General features: G+C 65.2%; 21 protein-coding genes and 1 tRNA gene. 16 read left to right on the forward strand and 6 right to left on the reverse strand.

Features of this window, described 5'->3' with window-relative positions; translation table 11 throughout:
• Positions 1–50: 50 nt before the first annotated feature.
• Together EOD43_RS22200 and EOD43_RS22205 are read right to left on the reverse strand one after the other, a co-directional pair.
• Positions 51–1964, reverse strand: coding sequence for a flavin-containing monooxygenase (locus EOD43_RS22200; protein WP_127746570.1), 1914 nt, complete (start codon positions 1962–1964; stop codon positions 51–53).
• A gap of 193 nt (positions 1965–2157) precedes the next feature.
• A tRNA-Gln gene (locus EOD43_RS22205) sits at positions 2158–2231 on the reverse strand.
• 146 nt (positions 2232–2377) lie between these two features.
• On the opposite strand from EOD43_RS22205, the gene EOD43_RS22210 reads away from it, so the two are divergent.
• Genes EOD43_RS22210 through EOD43_RS22225 form a run of 4 tightly spaced genes read left to right on the forward strand, consistent with a single transcriptional unit; the run spans position 2378 to position 5074 of the window.
• On the forward strand, positions 2378–3427 hold the full coding sequence (locus tag EOD43_RS22210) for a Ppx/GppA phosphatase family protein (protein WP_127746572.1): 1050 nt from the start codon (positions 2378–2380) through the stop codon (positions 3425–3427).
• Positions 3424–4110, forward strand: a complete 687-nt coding sequence (locus EOD43_RS22215) for an RlmE family RNA methyltransferase (protein ID WP_127746574.1) — start codon at positions 3424–3426, stop codon at positions 4108–4110. Before EOD43_RS22210 ends, EOD43_RS22215 begins: the two co-directional genes overlap by 4 nt.
• Complete coding sequence (locus EOD43_RS22220; RefSeq protein WP_127746576.1) at positions 4103–4399, forward strand: alkylphosphonate utilization protein; 297 nt, start codon at positions 4103–4105, stop codon at positions 4397–4399. Before EOD43_RS22215 ends, EOD43_RS22220 begins: the two co-directional genes overlap by 8 nt.
• Complete coding sequence (locus EOD43_RS22225; protein ID WP_127746578.1) at positions 4400–5074, forward strand: spermidine synthase; 675 nt, start codon at positions 4400–4402, stop codon at positions 5072–5074.
• A gap of 188 nt (positions 5075–5262) precedes the next feature.
• Here the strand turns inward: EOD43_RS22225 and EOD43_RS22230 are convergent, their stop codons facing one another.
• Complete coding sequence (locus EOD43_RS22230; protein ID WP_127746580.1) at positions 5263–6066, reverse strand: hypothetical protein; 804 nt, start codon at positions 6064–6066, stop codon at positions 5263–5265.
• A 318-nt stretch (positions 6067–6384) separates the two neighbouring features.
• Between EOD43_RS22230 and EOD43_RS22235 the strand changes: the two genes are divergently transcribed.
• Positions 6385–7305: a DUF481 domain-containing protein gene (locus tag EOD43_RS22235; protein ID WP_127746582.1), complete on the forward strand. Its 921-nt coding sequence runs from the start codon at positions 6385–6387 to the stop codon at positions 7303–7305.
• Between the two features lie 6 nt (positions 7306–7311).
• On the opposite strand, the gene EOD43_RS22240 is transcribed toward EOD43_RS22235, so the two are convergent.
• Both EOD43_RS22240 and radA read right to left on the reverse strand, forming a co-directional pair.
• On the reverse strand, positions 7312–7860 hold the full coding sequence (locus EOD43_RS22240; protein ID WP_127746584.1) for a CvpA family protein: 549 nt from the start codon (positions 7858–7860) through the stop codon (positions 7312–7314).
• A 205-nt stretch (positions 7861–8065) separates the two neighbouring features.
• On the reverse strand, positions 8066–9430 hold the full coding sequence (radA, locus tag EOD43_RS22245; RefSeq protein ID WP_127746586.1) for a DNA repair protein RadA: 1365 nt from the start codon (positions 9428–9430) through the stop codon (positions 8066–8068).
• Positions 9431–9508: 78 nt separating this feature from the next.
• On the opposite strand from radA, the gene EOD43_RS22250 reads away from it, so the two are divergent.
• The 8 genes from EOD43_RS22250 to EOD43_RS22280 all read left to right on the forward strand — a co-directional run bounded on the left by EOD43_RS22250 (position 9509) and on the right by EOD43_RS22280 (position 19384).
• On the forward strand, positions 9509–11788 hold the full coding sequence (locus EOD43_RS22250) for a patatin-like protein (protein WP_127746588.1): 2280 nt from the start codon (positions 9509–9511) through the stop codon (positions 11786–11788).
• Between the two features lie 57 nt (positions 11789–11845).
• Entirely contained in the window at positions 11846–12157 is a 312-nt protein-coding gene (locus EOD43_RS22255; RefSeq protein WP_127746590.1) for a DUF1049 domain-containing protein, read from the forward strand.
• A gap of 2 nt (positions 12158–12159) precedes the next feature.
• The gene (gene pyrF, locus EOD43_RS22260) at positions 12160–12837 is read left to right on the forward strand and encodes an orotidine-5'-phosphate decarboxylase (RefSeq protein WP_127746592.1); all 678 of its coding nucleotides are present in this window, start codon (positions 12160–12162) and stop codon (positions 12835–12837) included.
• Positions 12838–12860: 23 nt separating this feature from the next.
• Positions 12861–13028 carry a DUF5818 domain-containing protein gene (locus tag EOD43_RS23850; protein WP_164857400.1) on the forward strand — a complete coding sequence of 56 codons (168 nt, stop codon included), beginning with the start codon at positions 12861–12863 and terminating at the stop codon, positions 13026–13028.
• 241 nt (positions 13029–13269) lie between these two features.
• Positions 13270–15744 (forward strand): TonB-dependent receptor, encoded by a 2475-nt coding sequence (locus tag EOD43_RS22265; protein ID WP_127746594.1) that lies wholly within the window; start codon positions 13270–13272, stop codon positions 15742–15744.
• Between the two features lie 90 nt (positions 15745–15834).
• Complete coding sequence (locus tag EOD43_RS22270) at positions 15835–16623, forward strand: sulfite exporter TauE/SafE family protein (RefSeq protein ID WP_127746596.1); 789 nt, start codon at positions 15835–15837, stop codon at positions 16621–16623.
• Between the two features lie 214 nt (positions 16624–16837).
• Positions 16838–17725, forward strand: coding sequence for an EamA family transporter RarD (rarD, locus tag EOD43_RS22275; RefSeq protein WP_127746599.1), 888 nt, complete (start codon positions 16838–16840; stop codon positions 17723–17725).
• Between the two features lie 36 nt (positions 17726–17761).
• Positions 17762–19384: a helicase HerA-like domain-containing protein gene (locus EOD43_RS22280; RefSeq protein WP_127746601.1), complete on the forward strand. Its 1623-nt coding sequence runs from the start codon at positions 17762–17764 to the stop codon at positions 19382–19384.
• A gap of 133 nt (positions 19385–19517) precedes the next feature.
• Here EOD43_RS22280 and EOD43_RS22285 read toward each other — a convergent pair whose 3' ends face one another.
• A complete protein-coding gene (locus EOD43_RS22285) occupies positions 19518–20399 on the reverse strand; it encodes a branched-chain amino acid aminotransferase (protein WP_127746603.1) in 882 nt (293 codons plus the stop codon).
• Positions 20400–20463: 64 nt separating this feature from the next.
• Between EOD43_RS22285 and EOD43_RS22290 the strand changes: the two genes are divergently transcribed.
• From EOD43_RS22290 to EOD43_RS22300, 3 genes are all read left to right on the forward strand, one after another.
• Positions 20464–20964, forward strand: coding sequence for a MarR family winged helix-turn-helix transcriptional regulator (locus EOD43_RS22290; protein WP_127746605.1), 501 nt, complete (start codon positions 20464–20466; stop codon positions 20962–20964).
• A 40-nt stretch (positions 20965–21004) separates the two neighbouring features.
• Positions 21005–21484, forward strand: coding sequence for a glutathione peroxidase (locus EOD43_RS22295; protein ID WP_127746607.1), 480 nt, complete (start codon positions 21005–21007; stop codon positions 21482–21484).
• Between the two features lie 83 nt (positions 21485–21567).
• Positions 21568–22068, forward strand: a complete 501-nt coding sequence (locus tag EOD43_RS22300) for a nuclear transport factor 2 family protein (protein WP_127746609.1) — start codon at positions 21568–21570, stop codon at positions 22066–22068.
• Positions 22069–22105 lie beyond the last annotated feature (37 nt).

Here is a 22105-nt window from a genome sequence, read left to right on the forward strand (position 1 = left end):
GGCTCCCGCGGCTTACCGCAGGAGCCTTTCTTTCTGACCGACGCCGGAGCTTATTCGGCGGCTTCGGGCACCTTCAGATCGCCGGTGATCTCCAGCTCGTCCCACACCGGCTTGCTGCACAGCTTGTGGTAATAGGGGCTGTAGAAGGGCGAGTTCACCTGCAGGCGCATGTGTTCGGTATTGACGTAGTAATTCTTGCCGACGCCGCCGACCTCGTTCATCGAAATCAACTTGTGCGCTTCGGCGTCCAGTTCCGCATTGTAGCGATCATAGGCGTCCTGCTTGACGTCGACCTGCGCATGGCCGGTCTCCAACATCTTTATGATGCACTGGGTCGCATAACCGCACCAGATCGCGAACCACACCGGCTGGGCGGGGCCGCCCGACACCGGCTGCGAGTTCGGGCCGTAGAGCGTCCACAGGTTCGGGAAGCCCGGATGCATCATTCCGACATAAGCGCGCGGGCCATCGCCTTCGTCCCACTTCTGATGAAGGTCGACGCCATCCTTGCCGGTATATTGGGCCGGCCACAGATATTTCACCACGTCGAAGCCGGTGGCCGTCACGAACACGTCGGCTTCATAGACCTTGCCGTCGACGGTCTCGACGCCTTCGGGCACCAGCCGCTTGATCTGGGTCGTGACCAGTTCGACATTGTCGTTGGTCAGCGCCTTGTACCAGCCATTGTCGACGATCGGACGACGCGAGAACGGCGCGTAATCGGGCATCACCTTGTCGATCAGATCCTGCCGACCGCCGAGCTGATAGGTCATATAGGCGGTCAGATCCTTGCGGATCTGGTCGTTCGCCTCGCTGACGATGCCGCCCTTGGCCTGCCATTCGGGATCGACCTGCATCAGGCCGTGCGTTTCGAACAGGCCCGAGGTCGCGCTGTAGCGCCACCAGTTCCAGTAGCCCGGCAGATTGTGGACTAGCCACTGCACTTCGGGCTCCATCGCCTCGCCATATTTCTCGCGCGGCATCATCCACTGCGCGGTGCGCTGGAACACCGTCACTTCGCTGCCTTCGCGCGATAGCGCGCCCAGCATCTGGATGCCGGTCGAACCCTGGCCGATCGTCGCGATCTTCTTGCCCTTCAGATCGATATCGTCGTTCCACAGCGCGGTGTGGACGATCTCGCCCTTGAAGTTCTCCTGCCCTTCCCATTCGACGACCTTGGGGGTCGCGAACAGGCCAGCGCACGAGATGATCGCGTTGGCCTCTTCCTTCAGGATGCCGTTGGGCGTCTCAAACTCCAGCTTCCAGACGTTGCGCGCCTCGTCCCACGTCGCCTGCTTCAGGTCATGTTCGAAGCGGGTCTTGTCGAAGACGCCGCGCTTCTTCGAAACCTTGCGCAGATATTCGCGCACCTCGGCGCCGCGGCCGAAATATTCGGACCATTCGTGGTCGCGCTCGAACAGGAATTCGTAGGTGATCGAGATCGTGTCGACGCGGACGTCGGGATAGCGATTGATGTTCCACACCCCGCCCGGATCGGCGCGCCGCTCATAGACGGTGTAGGGGATGCCGAGATTGTCGAGCTGCACGCCGGTGCCGATGCCCGCGAAACCGCTGCCGATCACCGCGACCTTGAAGCCTTCGGGGATCTCCGGCTTCCCGTTGGTCCAATCGACCATGTACGGGAATTCCTTGAACCCGGTCAGGTCGCGGCGGAGGTTGAACTCCATCTCGCCGTTCGGGATGCCGGTGACCATATCCATCATGCGGCGCAGATCGGCCTCTTCGGGCTCGGCCAGATCGGCGGGGCCGGCATTCTGCTCCAGCCAGGCGGCCGTCTTGTCGATCAGCCACGCCTTCTGATCGGCGTCCATCTTCGGGCCGACGGGGAGAGCCGCGAACGCTTCGTCGCGGGTGATGTGGAACATCGCCAGCTTGACCGCATTCAGATCCGCCAGCTCCACGGCGCGCCGAATATAGGCGGCGTCCTTCTTCGCTTCACTCACAACCCACTCTCCCGCTCCGTCGTCCCTCTCACCGGGTCCGACTCCGTGATCGCATGGCTATGCCAGCGCCGAACCACAGTCAAGTTATCGCAAAATCAATATTGCAATGTCGAAAACATAGCGGGCAGGCACACGAAAAGGCCCGCATGGGCGATGCAGGCCGCAAAAAGAGATCGCGATGTCAGGAAACGGCTGGATGCCCCGTGAGGATTCGAACCTCAATTGACGGAGTCAGAGTCCGTAGTCTTACCTTTAGACGACGGGGCATCACGCCGGAGCGCGCGCACTAAGCGGGGAGGACGATCAGGTCAAGGGGGTTTGGCCCCTGCCCTTGCCGGAACGCGCTTTCGCGACTAGGCTCGTCTCCAAGTTCCGCCGGGAAATGTCCCGCGGCGATAGAGCAGAGAATTGATATGGCGCACGGCCCCCGACCGGCCGCGCCGCGCCCCGACGGTGCCAGACGGGGCAGAGCGCAATCCGCGCCGCATCCCCGCGGCGGACCAAGGCACAGCTATGCCGCGCTGGACCTCGGCACCAACAATTGCCGCCTGCTGATCGCACGGCCGAGCGAGGACGGCTTCGTCGTCGTGGACGCCTTTTCGCGCATCGTGCGGCTGGGTGAAGGGCTGGCGGCGACAGGCATGCTGTCCGAAGCCGCGATGGACCGCGCCGTCAGCGCGCTTTCGGTCTGCGCCGACAAATTGCGCCGCCGCCACGTCGCGCTGGTCCGTTCGGTCGCGACCGAGGCATGCCGCCGCGCCAGCAACGGGCGCGAGTTCATCCAGCGCGTCTATCGCGAAACCGGTATCCTGCTGGAGATCATCAGCGCGGAGACCGAGGCGAAGCTGGCGGTGCTGGGCTGCCACACGTTGCTGGAGCCCGGCGAAGGCAAGGCGCTGATCTTCGACATTGGCGGCGGATCGACCGAGCTGGTGCTGGTCGACACCGAAACCCCGCAGCCGCGCATCATCGACTGGTATTCGGCGCCGTGGGGCGTCGTATCGCTGACCGAGAGCGAACCGCATGTCGGCGACACGGCCGACGAACTCGTCACCAGCTATGCGCGGATGCGCGCGCGGGTGGCGGAGAGCTTTGCGGGCTTCGCGGCCAAGCTGAACGGCAATGGCGCGGTCGGCGGGCGGCTGCTGGGCACCAGCGGCACGGTAACGACGCTGGCGAGCGTGCATCTGGATCTGCCGAGCTATGATCGCCGCGCGATCGACGGGCTGATCGTGCCCGCCGAAGCGATGCGCCGGATCAGCGCCGATCTGTCCGCTATGAGCGTGCCCGAACGCGCCAAGCTGCCCTGCATCGGGCCGGAGCGCGCCGATCTGGTGGTCGCGGGCTGCGCGATCCTCGACGCCATTCTCGATATCTGGCCGGCCGAACGGCTCGGCATCGCCGATCGCGGTATCCGCGAGGGCATATTGCGCTCCTTGATGGCGCGGGAGCATTCACGATGAGGGGTGAGGGTACTCGCCAGCGGATCAAGACCGCGAAGGGCCGCAGCAACAGTTCGATCAAGTGGATCCAGCGCCAGTTGAACGATCCCTATGTCCGCAAGGCCAAGGCCGAGGGATACCGGTCGCGCGCGGCATATAAGCTGATCGAGCTGGACGAGCGGTTCAAGTTCCTGCGCGGGGCCAAGCGCGTGATCGATCTGGGCATCGCGCCGGGCGGCTGGACCCAGGTGGTGCGCCGCGTCTGCCCGCATGCGCAGGTGGTGGGGATCGATCTGCTGCCGACCGACCCGATCGACGGCGCGATCATCCTGCAGATGGACTTCATGGACGATGCGGCCCCTGCCCTGCTAACCGAGGCGCTGGGCGGGCCGGCGGATATCGTCCTGTCCGACATGGCCGCCAACACCGTCGGCCACCCGCAGACCGACCATCTGCGCACGATGGCGCTGGTCGAGGCGGGCGGGCTGTTCGCCAGCGAGATCCTGCGCCCCGGCGGCACCTATGTCGCCAAGGTGCTGGCGGGCGGCGCGGACAATGATCTGGTCGCCGAACTCAAGCGCCAGTTCACCACCGTCAAGCACGCCAAGCCGCCGGCAAGCCGCAAGGATTCGTCCGAATGGTATGTCATCGCCCAAGGCTTTAAGGGCCGCCCCGAACCTGCAGTGGAGGACGGCGATGAGTGACGAGGATTTCGTCTATGACGAAGCGACCGGCGAATGGGTCCCGGGCGGATCGGCCGCGCCCGTCGCGTCGAGCGATGTCGAGGTGCGCGACGCGGTCGGCAACCTGCTGGCCGACGGCGATCAGGTGACGTTGATCAAGGATCTGAAGGTCAAGGGCGCGGGGCAGACGCTGAAGCGCGGCACTTTGATCAAATCGATCCGGCTGACCGGCGACGAGCAGGAGATCGATTGCCGCTATGACGGCATCAAGGGCCTGGTCCTGCGCGCCGAATTCGTGCGGAAGCGCTAAATGGTCCCCCGCGTCCTGATCGACACCGCGAAGGTGCCCGGCGGCGAAGGCGAGCTGCGGCTGATGAAGCGCGGCGCCGACTTCCTGATCTCGCTGTGGGGCAATGAGCTGATGAACAGCCGGCTCAGCGGCTCCGAAAAGGCGCTGGCGACGCTCGCCTGCGAACGGCTGCGCGGGCGGCACAATATCCGCATGCTGATCGGTGGCCTGGGCATGGGCTTCACCCTGCGCGCGGCGCTGGCCGAACTGCCGAAGGATGCGCGCATCACCGTGGTCGAACTGGTGCCCGAAGTCGTCCAGTGGGCGCGCGGGCCGATGGCCGAACTGTTCGGCGACTGCCTGGACGATCCGCGCGTCACCATCGTCGAACGCGATGTCGGCGAGGTGATCGACGAGACGCCGGGCCAGTGGGACGCGATCCTGATGGACGTCGACAACGGCCCCGACGGCGTCGTCCGCAAATCGAACGACCGGCTCTACGCGCGCTCCGGCCTCGACATGGCGCGCCGCGCGGTGGCGCCGGGCGGGGTGCTCGCCTACTGGTCCGCCGCGTCCGACCCCGCCTTCGCGCGGCGATTGGCAGGCAACAAGGGCTGGCATACCGACGAGATCGTCAGCCGCGCGAACGGCGCCAAGGGCGCACGCCACGTCATCTGGGTGACGACGAAACTCTGAGCGGGCGGCCGATCGATTCGGTGCGTGGGCCGAATTCGAAATACGAAACTTGTCAAAGTTGTCACTACGTCTGCTTCGGAATCGCTTCCCCGAACGCTTTTGCGAGCAAAGCGAACGACGAGGTGAGAGAGTAGGCATGCAGGCAGCGTAATGGGGCGGCGCTGTGTAGGACAGCGCGGGCGGCAAAATCAGGCGTCAGCGCTCGCGTTTGTGGCGCACGCCAAACCATCCACGATCGATAAAAACAGCTGATCGCTTACTTTGCGATAATCCTCTTGGTCATCACCGTCGAACCACACATCGTTCCAAGAACCCATACCGCCAAAAACCCAAGCTTTCGCAGCAGCGGAGAATAGCTGAAGGTCGCTCAGTGACAGTAGTCCCTCAGGAACGATATCGGCGTGATAAAAGCCGCTCAAAGGAGATTCATCGTTCAGTGCTCGCCGTGCTGCTTCGAAAGTGTAACCGAAGCCCATGCCGTGCGATTCACTAAAGCTTATTGCATCTTGCAGTGCACTAGCGAGAGCCTCGCGCGCCGCCGAAGGCGACCGCTGCTCAACCAAACCAACCGCATTCGGCAAATTACGATAGGTGACCGACCATATGCGCCGATCGGGCGCTCCTTGGTTCGTCACTTGCCATTCGCTATACCATGCCTCTGGGGTTGAACCGACGATCTGCACAAGAAACATGGGACCGCCGTTGGCAAAGCCGACGCTTTCTCGATCAGAAATGCTCGCGTCACTCCTCGACAAGACCGATAACCGCGCACATGTCATGTCACTCGGCAATGTGTCGAGCCAAGCGTTGGGATCGGCTATTTCAAGCTTCGTCGAAAGGCCGAAAAGCCTGGATCGTTTTCGACCAACGAAACGAACCTCTTTGCAGAATTGATAAATCGACGAGCCTGGCCATTCCGGACAGTTGATCTTGCGACGGCGTGCGTTGGCCGCAAAGACGAGCCCGATAGTCTGCGCAATCCCGCCCTGCACTTAACCCTCCTAGAGCTATGTGCTGCTTTTGGCGCTCTCTCCACCTGTCATCAAGGGCAGGCGACAGGGTACTGTTTGAACTAACCCTTCTCGTTCCGCCGATCTCGTGCGGTGCCTCACCTTTGACAAAAGAAGCGCCCCCCCCGGATCAAGTCCGGGGTGACGGGTGGGGATCGAGCGTCAGACGACGGTGCAAGGCGGCCGCCCGGTGTGTCGCCGGGGCGAGTTGTGGGGCGGCGGGTTCTCGTGGCGCCGTCCATCGCACATTCAGGCGGATGCTGGGATGGCAGTGTGCCTTCCCACCGTCTGGAGTGATGCGTGAAACGAACGATCGGCCTATTCGTGCTTGCCGGATCCGCCAGCCCGCTGGCCGCCGCCCCCCTGCCCGATGCGGTGCGTGCGATGATCGAGGATGCGATCCAGTCGGGCGATCCGCAGACGACATCCGCCGTGATCGGCGTCGCCAAGCGGACCAATCCCGAGAGCATCGCCGAGATCGATGCGATGACGAACAGCTATAATCGCGAGGTGGCGGCGCAGGCCAAGGCGAAGGCCGATGCCGAGCGCGAACGGCTGGCGTCGGCGGGCATATTGTCGCTTTGGAAGGGGCAGGTCGAGCTGGGCGGAAGCTGGTCCACCGGCAACACCCGCACGCTGGGCCTCTATGGTGCGACCAATCTGAAGCGCAGCGGGCTGAACTGGGAGCATCTGTTCACCGCGCGGATCGATTATCAGGAGACCGACAAGGTTCCGACGACCGAGCGCGCCGTCGCCGCGTGGCAGCCGCGCTACAAGATCAGCCCGAGCTATTACGCCTTCGGGCTATCGCAATATGAGCATGACCGTTTCCTGGGCTATGATCACCGTTTCACCGGGGGTGCCGGTCTGGGTGTGGTCGCGGTCAATAGCCCCAAGCTGCGCATCGAAGTCGATGCCGGTCCGGTGGTGCGATATACGCGCTTCCGCGATCCGGCCGAACCCGACGAAACCCGCATTGCGGGCCGCGGCAGCATCGATGCGAAGTGGACGCCGTGGTCGCAAGTCACGCTGGCGCAGCAGCTCGCCATCTATGGGCCGGGCGCGCATACGACGGTGACGTCGACATCGTCGCTGGAAACGATCCTGTTCGGGCCGGTGAAGGGGCGGCTTTCGTACAATATCCAGTATGAACGCGATGCACCGATCGACCAGAAAAGCACCGACACGGTTTCGCGCGCGTCGCTGGTCTATAATTTCTGAGGTCGCCTAGCTGGCCGGCGCGGCCGTGTTGCCGTCGCCGATCAGGCCGCCGGCGGCGCGGCGCTTGCCGACCCAGTCGACGATCGCGCGGCCGGTGGCGTTGAGCAGCGGATGGGTGCGACTGTCGCGCATCCATTGCGGCCGTTCGGAGCGCACGCCGTAGATCGTGTCATAACCGAGATTGAACAGCAGATAGGCGAGCGTCACGATCAGCAGCCCCTTGATCGCGCCGAAGCCGAAGCCGAGCGCGCGATCGAGCGGGCCGAGGACCGAGGATCGCGTGCGGCTGCCCAATGCGCCCGCGATCATCTTCCCGCCCGCAAAGACGATGATGAAGATGAGCGCGAAGGCGAGGACGCTCGCGCCGCTGCGGGTGCCGACAATGCCGCTCAGCACGCCCGTCGCCGGGCCATGCAGCAGCTTGAGCGCAAAGATGCCCGCAACCCAGGCAAACAGCGACAGAAGCTCGGTCACGAACCCACGCAGCAACCCCATCGCCGCGCCCCCGAAGATCGCGATCAGAACGACGATGTCGAGGGCGGTCAGGCTGTGCATGCGGGAGGGCTACTCGGGATGAAGCGGCAGGGGAAGATGCGGGCGTGCGGATGAATGGGGTGTGAAGTGCGGTGCTCAATCCTCCCCCGCCAGGGGGAGGTGTCAGCGCAGCTGACGGAGGGGAGGACACGGAACGCCAACTGATCGCCGCCCTCCCCCTCCGTCGCCTTCGGCGCCACCTCCCCCCTGGCGGGGGAGGATTGGATTAGTCCCGCTGGAGGATATGATCGACCAGCGCCGCGAGGGTGGCGAAGCGGCTGGCGGTGATGAGGGGTTGGGCTTCGGCCGAGGCGGGTTGCCAGGCGCGGGTGAAGCCGAGCTTGGCGGCTTCCTTCAGGCGCAGGGGCGCGTGGGCGACGGGGCGGATTTCGCCCGAGAGCGCGACTTCGCCGAAGGCGACGCAATCGGTGGGCACCGGGCGTTCGGCGAGCGCGGAAACCAGAGCAGCGGCGACCGCGAGATCGGCGGCGGGATCGGCGACGCGATAGCCGCCGGCGATGTTGAGATAGACTTCGCAGGTCGAAAAGCTGAGCCCGCAGCGCGCCTCCAGCACCGCGAGGATCATCGCGAGGCGACCCGAATCCCAGCCGACCACCGCGCGCCTGGGCGTCGCACCACTCGCAAGACGGACAACGAGTGCCTGGATTTCGACGAGCAGAGGCCGGGTGCCCTCCATCGCGGGAAACACCGTCGCGCCCGCCATCGCCTCGCCCCGGTTGGTGAGAAAGAGAGCGGACGGATTGCCGACCTCGTCGAGGCCGCCTTCGGCCATTGCGAAGACGCCGATCTCGTCGGTGCCGCCGAAGCGGTTCTTGACCGCGCGCAGGATGCGATATTGGTGGCTGCGCTCGCCTTCGAAGCTCAACACCGTATCGACCATATGTTCGAGGACGCGCGGGCCGGCGATCGCGCCGTCCTTCGTGACATGGCCGACGAGGACGAGCGCGGTGCCGCGTTCCTTGGCGAAGCGGATGAGTTCCTGCGCCGAGGCGCGCACCTGGCTGACCGTGCCCGGCGCGCCTTCGATCAGATCGCTGTGCATCGTCTGGATCGAATCGATCACGAGCAGAGCGGGCGGCGCGGATTCGAGCGTGGTCAGGATGTCGCGCACCGACGTAGCCGAGGCCAGCCGCACCGGCGCCTGCCCGAGGCCGAGGCGGCGCGCGCGCAGGCGGACCTGATCGGCGGCTTCTTCGCCCGAAATATAGGCGACCGACTGGCCGGCCATCGCGATCTTGGCGGCGGCCTGCAAAAGGAGCGTCGACTTGCCGATGCCCGGATCGCCGCCGATCAGGGTCGCCGAACCGGGAACGAGTCCGCCGCCCAGTGCGCGATCAAACTCCGCGATGCCGGTCGACGCACGCTTGGGGAGCGGGATTTCGGCGTCGAGGCCGACCAGATCGATCCGCTGCCCGCCGGCGCGCAGATGGTGCTTGGCGGCGAAGACGGTGACGTTGGTGGTTTCCTCCACCAGCGAATTCCATTCGCCGCAATCGGCGCACTGCCCCTGCCAGCGGCTCGCGACGCTGCCGCAGGCCTGACAGGTGTAGCGTTTCTGCGGCTTGGCCATCCCGATCCCCGTTGCGAACGTATGGGGAACATAGTCCACGGCTTGAAAAGCGCAACCGCAGATGTGACATGCCCTTGCATGAGGGAGAAGGAGCTGCGGCTCGCGCTGGTCTGCTATGGCGGGATCAGCCTGGCCGTTTACATGCACGGGATCACCAAGGAGCTGTGGCGGCTGGCGCGGGCCAGCCGGGCGTTCCATGCAGGCGAACCGGCGCCCGCCGCGATCGCGGGCAGCGAGGCGGTCTATCACGGCCTGCTCCAGCGGATCGCCGCCGAGGGCGACCTGAAGCTGATGGTGCTGATCGACGTGATCGCAGGCGCGAGCGCGGGCGGGCTGAACGGCCTGTTCCTGGGGCAGGCGATCGCGACCGGGCAGTCGCTGGAGCCGCTGACCAAACTGTGGCTCGAAAATGCCGATGTCGAGCAGTTGATCGATCCCGATGCGCGCCCGCTGACGCGCTTCACGCGGGCGTGGGCGCTGCCGATCGCGTGGATGCTGACGCGACGGCGTGGCGGCACCGTGGAGCGCACCGTCGCGCCCGAGACGCGGGCCGAGGTGCGGCGCAAGCTGTCTTTGTTCGTCCGGGCGCGCTGGTTCCACCCGCCCTTTGGCGGCAAGACCTTCACCCGCCTGATCCTCGATGCGTTCGAGGCGATGGCGCGGCAGCCGGCGGGGCGGCCCTTGCTGCCCAAGCGCCAGCCGATCGATCTCAGCGTCACCGCCACCGATTTCCACGGCCACCGCCAGCATCTGGCGCTGCACAGCCCCACCATCGCCGAGGAGCGCGAGCATCGGCTGACGATCGGTTTTTCGGATCATGGCCGCGCCGATCGCGTGCTGGGCGATATCGCCGCGCTGACCTTCGCAGGTCGCGCGACCGCCAGCTTCCCCGGCGCCTTCCCGCCCTTCACGGTGAAGGAGGTGGACGATGTGCTGGCCGAGCGGAAGCGGACATGGCCGACGCGCGCCGAATTCCTGACCAACCTGCTCGAGGTGGGCGAGACGCGCGCGCCGGAGGACGTGGTGCTGATCGACGGATCGGTGCTGGCCAACGCGCCCTTCCGCCCCGCAATCGACGCGCTGCGCAACCGCCCGGCGCGGCGCGAGGTCGACCGGCGCTTCGTCTATATCGATCCGACGTTGGGCAACCCGATCATCGCGGGGAAGATGAGCGGAGAGAAGCCGGGATTCCTGGCCACCATCTTCGGCGCGCTTTCCACCATTCCGCGCGAACAGCCGATCCACGACAATCTGGAGGCGATCGAGGCGCGATCGCGGCGGATCGAGCAGACCAAGCATATCATCGCGGCGATCCGCGGCGAGGTGAACGAAGCGGTCGAGGGCGCGATGGGCAATATCCTGCTGCTCTACCGCCCCAGCACCGAACGGGTGCGCAGCTGGCGCCTCAAATCGCACGAACTGGCGGCGAAACAAGCGGGCTTTGCCTATGCGGGCTATATCCACCTGAAGCTGGCGACGATCGGCGACGAGCTGACCGAGACGATCGTGCAGCTGGGCGGGCATGACGAGCCGGCCGAGCTGCGCATGATCCGCGCGGCGGTGGGCGCGCATATCCGCGCGTTGGGTGACGATACCGGCGCCGAGCCGGTGATCGAGTTCCTCAAGACCCACGACCTTGGCTATCGCATCCGGCGGCTGCGCTTCCTGGCCGATCGGCTGACCGAGATCGAGGCGGGGGGCGAGAGCGATCCACAAGCGATCGAGGCGGCGCGCACCGCGATCTACGAATCGCTGGCGCCCTATCTCGATATGCAGATGCGCGATCATTATCCGAGCCCCGTCGCGGGCGCGGCGCGCGGCGCGATTGGCGACATCGCGACCGCCATCGCCGCGATCGGATCGTTCCGCGCGATCGAGACGATCGACGAGGCGACCGACCAGCGGATCGCCGCCGTCCTGCCCCGCCTGTCGCGCGGCGACCGCAAGACGCTGCTGCTCGCCTATCTGGGCTTCACCTTCTACGATCTGGCGACGCTATCGCTGCTGCGGCCGCAGGGGGCGCAGGAATTCCACGCGATCAAGGTCGACCGCATTTCGCCCGACGATGCCGGATCGATCCGCAAGGGCGGTGCCGCGGCGACATTGCGCGGCGTGGAGTTCAACTGCTTCGGCGCCTTCTTCTCGCGCGCCTATCGCGAGAATGACTATCTGTGGGGGCGGCTGCACGGGGCGGAGCGGATGATCGACCTGATCATGTCCACCCTGCCCGATGCATCGATCATCCCCGGCGACGAGATCGCGGACATCAAGCGCACCCTGTTCCACGCGATCATCACCGAGGAGCGCGGGCGACTGGCCGATCCGCTGCTCGACGCGCTGGCGGCGGAGATCGGGTGACGGAGCGCGGATGACGAGCCGGTGGCAATCCGCGACCAAGCGCCATAAGGTGGGCGGATGCAGTTCCTGAAGATCCTGTTCTGGGCGATATTGGCGGTGGTTCTGGCCGCCTTTGCGCGCGCCAATTGGGGCGCTGTGACGATCCGGCTGTGGGCCGACATCGTGATGGACATCAAGCTGCCCGTGCTGCTGGTGATCGCGGTGCTGGTCGGTTTCCTACCCACCTATGCGCTGCTGCGCACCGAACGGTGGCGTTCCAAGCGGCGGATCGCGTCGATGGAACGCAATGCCGAGCAGATGGGGTTGACGAACGGGGCGGTCGCGGACGAAAGCCCGACGCCAGTTCCCGCCACCCCGATCCTGGATTGACGATGCGAAGCCCGATCTACGTTGCCATCGACACGCCCGACATCGCCCGCGCCAAGGCGATCGCCGCCAAGGTGAAGAATCATGTCGGCGGGCTGAAGCTGGGCCTCGAATTCTTTTCCGCCCACGGTCAGGCGGGCGTGCGCGAAATCGCCGCGATCGGCCTGCCGATCTTCCTCGACCTCAAGCTCCACGACATTCCGAACACCGTCGCCAAGGCGGTGCAGGCGCTGGGCGGGCTGAACCCCGCCATCCTGACCGTGCACGCCGCCGGCGGCCGCGCGATGATGGAGGATGCCAAGGCAGCCGCACCGGTGGGCACCAAGGTGGTTGCCGTCACCGTCCTCACCAGCCTGGACGGCGACGATCTGAACGCGATCGGCGTGACCGACGGCGATCCGCACGCGCAGGTCGAACGCCTCACGCGGCTGGCGATGGAGGCCGGCGTGGACGGCGTCGTCTGTTCGGGCAACGAGGTCGCCGCCGCCAAGAAGATCTGGCCGAAGGGCTTCTTCGTCGTGCCCGGCATCCGCCCGGCCGAGGGGCATCATGGCGACCAGAAGCGGGTGATGACCCCGCGCAAGGCGCTCGATGCCGGCGCCTCCATCCTCGTCATCGGCCGCCCGATCACCCAGGCCGAAGACCCCGACGCCGCCGCCCGCGTGATCGAGGCCACGCTCTGAACACGCCAGTAGATGAGACGGGGATGCTGCTGCGCGACGGCGGCGGCTTCGTGCTGAAGCGCGATTCGGGCGGCACCTACAGCCTGGAATTGCATCGCACGCCGGTCGATCTAGTCGAAAAGCGCGTACGGCTGGTCGGCGTCGAAACCGCGCCGGGCCATGTCGAAGCGGACGGCGTTCAGCCCGCCTGACGGGCGTTTCATCACCAAAACTCATAGGAACGACCAAGGCCGCCCGCGCGTTCGCGCAGCGCGCGAAATGGCTGTCGTCAAACCATCTCTACTCAAATGATAGATTTTCTTTCTTCTCTCTCGATCCAGTAGAGATAAGTAGGGGTCGACAGGGAGATGAAGGGGTTCGGATCCCTGCTGGTGCCGCCCGTCCGGGCGCATCGAGGATAGTGACAGTCTAAAGAGACTTCTTTCGGGGAGAATGAATATGCGCGCCTTGCTTCTGGCAGGAGTGGCAACCCTTGTGCTTGCGACATCGGCCCATGCCGAACAGGCAGCGATCCAGCAGACGGCGCCGGCCGCGGATCAATCCGACACGCCCGAGGCGCGCTCGCTGTCCGGCGACGTGATCGTCGTCACCGCGCGCCGCAAGAACGAAGCCGCGCAGGAAGTGCCGCTGGCGATCTCCGTCATCAAGGGCGACAGCATCGAGGCGACCGGCAATTTCAACGTCGTGAAGCTGCAGCAGCTGGCCCCCACGCTGCAGGTCTATACGACCAACCCGCGCAACACGTCGGTCAACATTCGCGGTCTGGGCGTTCCGTTCGGCCTGACCAGCGACGGTTTCGAACAGGGCGTCGGCATCTATGTCGACGACGTTTATAATTCGCGCGTCGCCGCCGCGGTATTCGACTTCCTCGACGTGTCGCAGGTCGAAGTGCTGCGCGGCCCGCAGGGCACGCTGTACGGCAAGAACACCACTGCCGGCGCGATCAACATCACCACCAACCAGCCGACCTTCGATTTCGAAGGCAGCGCCGAGCTGACCGCCGGCAACCTGAACTACAAGCAGGCGAAGGGCGCGGTTTCCGGCCCGATCACCGACACGCTGGCGGCGCGCATCGCCGTGGCCAACACCACGCGCCGCGGCACGATCTACAATGTCCGAACGCAGCGCTGGATCAACGAACAGGACAATCTTGGCCTGCGCGGCACCCTGTTGTTCAAGCCCAGCGAAGATCTGAGCATCACGCTGACGGGCGATTACAGCAAGCAGGATCCCGAAGGCTTCGGCACCACCTTCGTCCGCGTCGGCCGCACGCAGCGCGCGCTCAACCGCCAGTATGACGCGCTGGTCGCGGCCTATAACGCCGCCAACCCGACCCGCCCCTACTCGGTGCCGAGCCGCAATCCCTATGACCGCCTGACCGACATCGACGCGAACCTGAACGCGGGCAACAAGATCGGCGGCGCATCGCTGAAGGTGAAGTGGGATGTCGGCGCCGGCACCTTCCAGTCGATCACCGCATGGCGCTTCTGGGACTGGAAGCCCGAGAACGACCGCGATTTCACCGGCCTTTCGATCGTGTCCAAGTCGCAGAACCCGTCGCAGCAGGACCAGTATAGCCAGGAGTTCCGCTACAATCAGGAAGGCGAGAAGATCGACTTCGTCGTCGGCCTGTTCGGCTTCAAGCAGCGCATCGACACGCAGGGCACCGAACAGCAGGGGCCGGACGCGAGCCGCTGGAGCCTGACCGGCGCACAGGCGAACGATCCGAGCATCCTGAACGGCCTGACCGCGACCAACACCCAGTTCCTGAAGGCGACCAGCGGCGCACTGTTCGGCCAGCTGAGCTACAAGGTGACCGACAAGCTGACGATCCAGCCGGGCGCTCGCGTCAATTACGACAAGAAATCGGGCTTCTATCAGCGCATCGTCACCACCGGCGCGGGCGCGGTGATCAACTGCACCCCGGCGCCGGCCGCCGGCACCGTGCTGGCCGCGCAGTGCGGCGTCTATCAGCCGCAGAACACGTCGCCCTCGGTCAGCAAGTGGAACTTCAGCTACGACCTGAACGTGAACTATAAGTTCGCGCGCGACATCCTGGGCTACGCAACCTACGCCAAGAGCTTCAAGACCGTCGGCATCAACCAGAACGGCCTGCCGCTGACGGCGGCGAACGTGCCCGATCTGACGGCCAGCACGGTGAAGCCCGAATCGGTCAACCATTATGAAATCGGCCTGAAGACCCAGTTCTTCAACCGTCTGGCAACCTTCAACCTCACCGCCTTCCGCACCGACATCAAGAATTTCCAGGCGACGGTGAACGGCGGGCAGTTCGGCACGGTGCGCGGCTATCTGGCCAATGCGGGCAAGGTGCGGTCGCAGGGCGTCGAAGCGGATTTCAAGATTCGCACCAGCGACCGTTTCACCGCTTATGCCAACGGTGCCTATACCGACGCCAAGTATAAGAAGTTCGTCAACGCCCCCTGCCCGCCCGAACTGTCGGGCGGCACGCTGCAGGCGGCCAATGCGACGCCCGATTATTCGCAGCCGGGCGTGGCCGGTGCGCTGAGCCCCCGTCAGTGCGACATTTCGGGTCAGCAGCTGCCGGGTGTGTCGAAGTGGGCCTTCTCCTACGGGGCCGAGGTCAACACGCCGGTCACGCTGCTGGCGAAGGAAGGCCAGGTCTATTTCGGCGTCGACGGCAATTATCGTAACCGCTGGAACTCGAACGCGTCGCCGTCGATCTACACCGAGGTGAAGGGCTATGCGCTGACCAACTTCCGCGCCGGCTTCCGTGGCGAGGGCTTCGACGTCTTCGCCTGGGTCCGCAACGCCTTCGACGTCAACTATATCGAAAACCTGCAGGTGGCGCCGGGCAATGTCGGCCTGATCGCCGGCCAGACGGGCGATCCGCGCACCTGGGGCGGGACGATCAAGACGAAGTTCTGACCTGCGTCCGAACCTTCAACATAGCCTCTCTAGCGCCCGGCCAAGCCCTTCTGTCTTGGCCGGGCACCCTTTTACGGTAAGTGCCCGGATATGTTCTCCTTCTCGCTCCCCGAGCTGACATTCGCGCAACTCCAGGCGATCGCCCCCTTCATCGGGGTGGGCTTCGCCGCCCAGGTGGTCGACGGCGCACTGGGCATGGCGTTCGGCGTCATCACCAACACGATGCTGGTCAGCGTGCTGGGCCTGCCGCCCGCGCGCGCATCGGCCAGCGTGCATGTGGTGGAAACGTTCACGACGGCAGCGTCGGCGGTGAGCCATATCTTCCAGCGGAACGTCGACTGGCGGCTGTTCAGCCGACTGGTCGGGCCGGGGATCATCGGCGGCGTGACGGGCGCCTATCTGCTGTCCAACATCGACGGATCGATCACGCGGCCGTTCGTGATGGCCTATCTGGTCGGCATCGGCATCTATCTGCTGTGGAAGGCGTGGAAGCTGGATCATGGCGCGGCGCACCGGCCCGCGCGCGTCATCGCGCCGCTGGGCCTCGTCGGCGGCTTCCTCGACGCGGCGGGCGGCGGCGGCTGGGGACCGGTGGTGACGTCCAACCTGCTGGTGCAGGGCACCGAACCGCGCAAGACGATCGGCACGGTCAACACGGCCGAATTCTTCCTGACGAGCGCGATCTCCGCGACCTTCATCTTCAACCTGGGTCTGGGCGCCTTCACGATCGCCGCCGTCGGCCTGATCATCGGCGGCCTGTGCGCCGCGCCGATCGGCGCGCTGTTGGTGAAGCGCATCCCGGCCAAGCGCCTGCTGGCGCTGGTGGGCGTGATCCTGATCGCGACGAGCGTGTACAGCCTGTGGAAGGCGTTGAGTTGATGCTGGTTCAGCAAGGCTGAACCAGCGCCCGGCACCGGCCCGCTCCCCCACCCGACCTCCCAGCGGCAGTATCTTACGGGAGGTCGGGTGGGGGAGCGGGCCGGTGCCGCATCCAGCGTGAGCTGGATCAAAAAAGTCACCGCAATAAGCGGGAAGTCCGATAGGCAATAATGCGCCACTTCCCTTTCGCCGGTGAAACGACGATGGGGAATCCATGCCTGCCATGTCCTCCACACGATCGGGTATCGTCATGGGCGCGTCCGCCTATGCGATCTGGGGGCTGCTGCCGCTTTTCCTGAAGCAGCTCCAGCCGCTCGGCGCGGTCGAGATATTGTCGCACCGCGTGATCTGGTCGCTGGGGCTGTTGCTGCTGCTCGCGCTGGCGCTGCGGCGGGGCAAGGCGCTGATGCAGGTCATGCGCCAGCCCAAGCTGATCGGGGTTCTGGCCGTGTCGGCGGCGCTGATCGGCCTGAACTGGCTGGTCTATGTCCATGCGGTCAATGAAGGGCACACGCTGCAGGCGAGTCTGGGCTATTTCATCAATCCGCTGGTCAACGTGCTGCTGGGCATGGTCGTGCTGCGCGAACGGCTGGGCCGCGCCGAATGGGCGGCGGTGGTGCTGGCGGGTGCGGGCGTCGCCGTGCTGACGATCGGGCAAGGCGCGTTGCCGACCCTGTCGCTGATCCTGGCGATCAGCTTCGGGCTCTACGGCCTCGTACGGAAGATGGCGCCGGTCGAATCGCTCGAAGGGCTGCTGGTCGAGACCGCCTTGCTCACCCCGCTCGCACTCGGCTGGCTGCTGCTGCACGACGGCTTCGTGCTGCCGGCGGGCGGGCCTTCGTGGCCGCTGGTCATCTCCGCCGGCATCGTCACCGCGACGCCGCTGATGCTGTTCGCGGCCGCCGCCAAGAGGATGCGCTATTCGGAACTCGGCCTGCTCCAATATATCGCGCCGACGCTGCAGTTGATGTGCGCACTGGCCTTTGGCGAGCCGCTGCTGCCCGTCCACATGCTCGCCTTCGCGTTCATCTGGTCCGGCCTCGCGGTGTACGGAATTGCAACATGGCATAAAGGGCGCGTCCGCCCGATGGCGCCGGAATAACCCATCGGCTAGGTTCGTCGCCCAAGGAGACGGGACATGGCGGACGAAGGCGGCATCTTCATCGGCGCGGGGGCCGGCGGCACGGCGCCCCAATATCTGAACCTGCGCCGCGCGAACCGGCACGGACTGATCGCGGGCGCGACGGGCACCGGCAAGACCGTAACCCTGCAGGGGATTGCCGAGAGTTTCTCTAAGCTGGGCGTCCCCGTCTTCATGGCCGACGTGAAGGGCGATCTTTCGGGCATCGCGATGGCCGGATCGCCGACCGCGAAAAATGCCGACAAGCTGGTCGCGCGCGCCGCCGACATCGGGATGCAGAGCTTCGTCTGGGGCGACAATCCGGCGATCTTCTGGGATCTCTACGGCGAACAGGGCCACCCGATCCGCACGACGATCAGCGAGATGGGGCCGCTGCTCCTCGCCCGGCTGATGGGGCTGAACGAGGTGCAGGAGGGTGTGCTTTCGATCGCCTTCCGTATCGCCGACGAACAGGGTCTGCTGCTGCTCGACCTCGGCGATCTGCAGGCGATGCTCACCTATTGCGCGCAGAATGCCGACGAGCTGTCGACCAAGTATGGCAACGTCACCAAGCCGAGCGTCGGCGCAATCCAGCGACAGTTGCTCCAGCTGGAATCGCAGGGCGGCGACCATTTCTTCGGCGAGCCCGCGCTCGATATTCACGACATGCTGGGCGTCGACGATGAGGGGCGCGGCTTCGTCAACGTGCTGGCGGCCGACAAATTGATGCAGTCGCCGAAGCTCTACGCCACCTTCCTGCTGTGGCTGCTGAGCGAGCTGTTCCAGACGCTTCCAGAGGTGGGCGATCCCGACAAGCCCAAGCTCGTCTTCTTCTTCGACGAAGCGCATCTGCTGTTCGAGGATGCGCCCAAGGCGCTGGCCGACAAGATCGAGCAGGTGGTGCGGCTGATCCGGTCGAAGGGCGTAGGCGTCTATTTCGTCACCCAGAACCCGATCGACATTCCCGAGGATGTCGCGGCCCAGCTGGGCAACCGGGTGCAGCATGCATTGCGCGCCTTCACCCCGCGCGATCAGAAGGCGATCCAGGCGGCGGCGGACACGTTCCGGATCAATCCGGAGCTGAACGTCGTCACCGCGATCACCGAACTGAAGGTGGGCGAGGCACTCGTCTCGCTGCTGCAGGAGGATGGATCGCCGGGCGTCGTCCAGCGCAGCCTGATCGCGCCGCCGCGCTCGCGGCTCGGCCCGGTCGATGCGAAGGAACGCGGGGTGATCCAGTCGATCTCCCCCTGTTCGGGCAAATATGACGAGGCGATCGATCGCGAATCCGCCGAGGAGATATTGGCCGCGCGTGCGACCGCCGCTTCCGCTGCGGCCGATGCCGCCAAGGCGCAGGTCGCCGCCGACAAGGCCGCCGCCGAACAGGCCAAGGTCGAAGCCAAGCAGCGCGAGGCCGAACTGAAGGAGCAGGCCCGCCAGCAGGCCGCCGCCGCGCGCGAAGCCGCCAAGCCGACCGCGATGGACCGCGCGATCCAGTCCGCCACCCGCGCCGCCGCCTCGTCGGTCGGCCGTCAAGTCGCGAACGAATTGGGCAAGGCGGTGTTCGGGAGCAGCCGGAGCAAATCCGGCGGGATCGCCGGGCAACTGGTGCGCGGGATTTTGGGCGGGCTGTTCAAGTAGGCCAATTCCTCCCCAGCATGGGGAGGGGGACCATCCGCAGGATGGTGGAGGGGGCAGGAGGCTGGGCACATCGCTCGAGACGCGCCCCCTCCACCACGCTTCGCGCGGTCCCCCTCCACGTTCCGGGGAGGAATTACAAAGTCAGCTTGCCGCGGACCAGATCGGCATAGTCCTTCTGCATCTGGCGGGTCAGATCGCCGACTGCGAAGTTCCAGGGGCCGGCCGAGCCAACGGGAACGATCTCGGCCGCCGAGCCGGTCAGGAAGAACTGTTCGAAGCTTTCCAGCTCCTCCGGCCAGATCGCGCGTTCGATCACTTCGATGCCGCGCTTCTTCGCCAGCTTGATCACCGTCTGGCGGGTGATGCCGTTGAGGAAGCATTCGGGGGTCGGCGTGTGGAGCGCGCCGTCCTTCACGAAGAAGGCGTTCGCGCCGGTCGCCTCGGCCACCTGGCCGCGATAGTCGAACATCAGGGCGTCCTGATAACCGCGCGCCTCGGCATGATGCTTCGACATGGTCGCGATCATGTAGAGGCCCGCCGCCTTCGCCTGCACCGGCGCGGTGAAGGGCGCGGGGCGGCGCCACGGCGCGATGTCGAGCTTCAGGCCGTTCGAACCCGGATCGAGATACTGGCCCCAATACCAGCAAGCGATCGCCATGTGTGGCTTGGTCTTCTGCGCCGAAACGCCCATCTGTTCCGAGCCGCGCCACGCGACCGGACGGACATAGGCGTCCTTGAGGTTGTTCGCCTTCATCGTTTCGATGCAGGCGGCATCGATTTCCTCGACCGACCAGGGCAGATCGAAACCGAGCATCGCGGCCGAATTGCGCAGGCGCTGCGAATGCCAGCTGAGTTCGAAGATGTGCCCGTCATAGGCGCGCACCCCTTCGAACACCGAGGAGGCATAGTGCATCGCATGCGTCAGGACGTGGACATTGGCCTCGCGCCAGGGAACCAGCTTGCCATCAAGCCAGATCCAGCCATCGCGATCGTCATAAGTCGGTTCGTCAGCCATCGTCTCTCATCCGCCAAGAATCTTGCGTTGCGTTCGGTTAAGCCTGCTGGCAAATTACGTCAATATGGCTGTCCAAAATACCAATGAAGGCTATCGCGCCTCCCCGCTGTTCCTGCGCGAGCCGGAGATACGGCGCGGCATCGAACTGCTCTATTTCGGTTATTCGCATCTCTATCGCGGGATCGACGAGGGGCTGGCCAAGCAGGGGCTGGGCCGCGCGCATCACCGATCGCTCTATTTCATCGCGCGATCGCCCGACATCACGGTCAGCGAACTGCTGCGCGTGCTGGGCATCACCAAGCAGTCGCTGGGCCGCGTGCTCAACGAACTGACCCAGCGCGGGCTGGTCGAGACGCGGATGGGGCGCGAGGACCGGCGCCAGCGGCTGCTGCGCGTCACAGAGGCGGGCGCGGCGCTGGAGGCCGAATTATATGAGGCGCTGCGCGAAGGACTGTCGTCGGCCTATGCGCAAGCGGGCCAGGGCGCGGTCGCGGGCTTCTGGAACGTGCTGGAAGGGTTGATCCCGCCCGACGAGCGCCAGCGCGTCATGGACATACGTCGCTAGCCCGTTACACATCGTAACGAACACAGATTCGAGGGGCCGCATGACCACCGTCTATGATTTCAGCGCGCGGAGCATTTCGGGCGAGGAGGTGTCGCTCGACCAGTATCGCGGCAAGGTGCTGCTGATCGTCAACACCGCCAGCAAGTGCGGCTTCACGCCCCAATATGACGGGCTGGAGAAGCTGCACGAGGAATTGTCCGATCGCGGGCTGGTGGTGCTGGGTTTCCCCTGCAACCAGTTCGGCGCGCAGGAGCCGGGCGACGAGGCCGAAATCGCCAGCTTCTGCCGGCTGAGCTACGACGTGAAATTCCCGATGTTCGCCAAGATCGACGTCAATGGCGACGCGACCCACCCGCTCTACAAATGGCTCAAGACCGAGGCCAAGGGGCTTCTGGGCAGCGAGGGGATCAAGTGGAACTTCACCAAGTTCCTGATCGACCGCGCGGGCAATGTCGTCGATCGCTACGCGCCGACCACCAAGCCCGAGGCGATCCGCAAGGATATCGAGAAGCTGCTTTAGCGCAGGACCGGGTTGCTCCGCGCGCGCATCCCATTCGTCGGCGGGAATGATAGGCTGCCTCCCACACGATAAGGGAGGATGGGATGAACGCGACCGAACGGCTGGAGGCGATCGAGGCGATCAAGCGGCTGAAAGCCGCCTATTTCCGCACGATGGACATGAAGGATTGGGAGGGTTTCCGCGATCTCTTCATCACCGACTGCACGATCGACACCAGCGAAGCGTTCACGCCGATGGACGCTGCGGGCAAGCCGATCGAGGCCGATCGCCCTGCCCCGCCGCCCAACAATGATTTCATCATCCGCGGCATCGACACCTTCATCGCCGCGCAGCACTTCCACCTCGACGGCGTATCGACCGTCCATCACGGGCACATGCCCGAAATAGATCTGGTTTCGGATGACGAGGCGACCGGCCTTTGGGCGATGGAGGACAAATTGCGCTGGCCCGCCGACAGCGCCAATCCGATGCGCGAGATGCACGGCTATGGCCATTATCGCGAACGCTACGTCCGCGTCGACGGCCGCTGGAAGATCGCGTCGCTCAAGCTGACGCGGATACGGATCGATATGGTGATGAAGTAGCTGGCGGACGCCCCGGCTTTCGCCGGGGCGACGCTTT

Source organism: Sphingomonas crocodyli, from assembly GCF_004005865.1.
GTDB lineage: Bacteria > Pseudomonadota > Alphaproteobacteria > Sphingomonadales > Sphingomonadaceae > Rhizorhabdus > Rhizorhabdus crocodyli.

Bases quoted from the DNA above. Each gene is read 5' to 3' on its own strand.
- EOD43_RS22210 (WP_127746572.1), top strand. From the start codon at position 2,378: ATGGCGCACGGCCCCCGACCGGCCGCGCCGCGCCCCGACGGTGCCAGA.
- EOD43_RS22215 (WP_127746574.1), top strand. From the start codon at position 3,424: ATGAGGGGTGAGGGTACTCGCCAGCGGATCAAGACCGCGAAGGGCCGC.
- EOD43_RS22220 (WP_127746576.1), top strand. From the start codon at position 4,103: ATGAGTGACGAGGATTTCGTCTATGACGAAGCGACCGGCGAATGGGTC.
- EOD43_RS22225 (WP_127746578.1), top strand. From the start codon at position 4,400: ATGGTCCCCCGCGTCCTGATCGACACCGCGAAGGTGCCCGGCGGCGAA.
- EOD43_RS22240 (WP_127746584.1), bottom strand. From the start codon at position 7,860: ATGCACAGCCTGACCGCCCTCGACATCGTCGTTCTGATCGCGATCTTC.
- radA (WP_127746586.1), bottom strand. From the start codon at position 9,430: ATGGCCAAGCCGCAGAAACGCTACACCTGTCAGGCCTGCGGCAGCGTC.
- EOD43_RS22250 (WP_127746588.1), top strand. From the start codon at position 9,509: ATGAGGGAGAAGGAGCTGCGGCTCGCGCTGGTCTGCTATGGCGGGATC.
- EOD43_RS22255 (WP_127746590.1), top strand. From the start codon at position 11,846: ATGCAGTTCCTGAAGATCCTGTTCTGGGCGATATTGGCGGTGGTTCTG.
- pyrF (WP_127746592.1), top strand. From the start codon at position 12,160: ATGCGAAGCCCGATCTACGTTGCCATCGACACGCCCGACATCGCCCGC.
- EOD43_RS23850 (WP_164857400.1), top strand. From the start codon at position 12,861: ATGCTGCTGCGCGACGGCGGCGGCTTCGTGCTGAAGCGCGATTCGGGC.
- EOD43_RS22265 (WP_127746594.1), top strand. From the start codon at position 13,270: ATGAATATGCGCGCCTTGCTTCTGGCAGGAGTGGCAACCCTTGTGCTT.
- EOD43_RS22270 (WP_127746596.1), top strand. From the start codon at position 15,835: ATGTTCTCCTTCTCGCTCCCCGAGCTGACATTCGCGCAACTCCAGGCG.
- rarD (WP_127746599.1), top strand. From the start codon at position 16,838: ATGCCTGCCATGTCCTCCACACGATCGGGTATCGTCATGGGCGCGTCC.
- EOD43_RS22280 (WP_127746601.1), top strand. From the start codon at position 17,762: ATGGCGGACGAAGGCGGCATCTTCATCGGCGCGGGGGCCGGCGGCACG.
- EOD43_RS22285 (WP_127746603.1), bottom strand. From the start codon at position 20,399: ATGGCTGACGAACCGACTTATGACGATCGCGATGGCTGGATCTGGCTT.
- EOD43_RS22290 (WP_127746605.1), top strand. From the start codon at position 20,464: ATGGCTGTCCAAAATACCAATGAAGGCTATCGCGCCTCCCCGCTGTTC.
- EOD43_RS22295 (WP_127746607.1), top strand. From the start codon at position 21,005: ATGACCACCGTCTATGATTTCAGCGCGCGGAGCATTTCGGGCGAGGAG.
- EOD43_RS22300 (WP_127746609.1), top strand. From the start codon at position 21,568: ATGAACGCGACCGAACGGCTGGAGGCGATCGAGGCGATCAAGCGGCTG.